At 75.8% G+C, this 847-nt stretch carries 1 protein-coding gene; it reads right to left on the bottom strand.

Annotated features, from left to right (window positions below; translation table 11 throughout):
- A partial coding sequence (locus E1265_RS36590) for a GNAT family N-acetyltransferase (RefSeq protein ID WP_132935230.1) occupies nt 1-700 on the bottom strand: 700 nt, incomplete at its 3' end.
- Nucleotides 701-847 lie beyond the last annotated feature (147 nt).

The following is an 847-nucleotide window of genomic DNA, read 5'->3' as shown; positions in this document are numbered from 1 at the left end:
GGCTCGGGGCGAGGCCGGCACAGCCGACGAGGGTGGGGCCGTCCCAGGCGGCGAGCCATGTCATGGCGGCGGCGCGGTCGATGAAGCGTTGGCGACCGGCGGGGGTGCCGACGCGGACGGCGAAGCGGCCGTGGTAGCCGAGTTCGACGAGGTCCCAGAGGCGGCCGTGGTCGACGGGGTCGGTGGTGGGGCGGATCTCCACGTCAGTGGACGGCGCCTCGGGAAGCGCCGCGTTCGCCGGCCGGCGGTACTCGCCGAGGCGCAGCACCGGAGCGTAGCCGTGGTCGAGGAGGAGCGCGGTCGCGGCGGGTTCGGCGCGGCTGGCGTTGGCGCCGAGGACGGTCGTCCTGGCGGCCGGGAGGTCCACGGCCTTCGCCCGGGCGCGGCGTTCGGCCCAGGCAAGCATCGTGGTGCCGAGTCCTCGGTCGCGGAAGTCCGGGTGGAGCCGGCCGCGGTGGAGGAACACCCGGGTGCCGTCCTCCTCCGTCCAGGAGGTCAGGTGGACGTGCCCGACCACCCGGCCGTCGAGTTCGACGACGCGCTGGTCGAGTCCCGCGAGCGCCGCGATGTCGGCGGGGCCGGGAAGGGATTCGAGCACCGAGTGGAGGTCACGGCCGTCGTGTTCGGCGGCGCGGCGGTGGACGGCCGCGATGGCGGCGTACTCGTCGGCGGTGCCGCGGCAGCGGCGTAAGGCGGGCACGGCGTCGCATCATAGGGCAGCAGCCGGCAGGCAGGCGTGGTGTGCGGGATCTGGCGGAGCCCCACACCACGCTTCGTTGTCGGCCGGGTCACCCGAGGGAGCCGGCCAGTTGGTCGGGGCGTGGCGCGCGGTGGGCGGGCTCGGGGG

The sequence above is a fragment of the Streptomyces sp. 8K308 genome, assembly GCF_004348315.1.
Lineage (GTDB): Bacteria > Actinomycetota > Actinomycetes > Streptomycetales > Streptomycetaceae > Streptomyces.
This window is presented reverse-complemented; position numbering and strand designations above follow the sequence as displayed.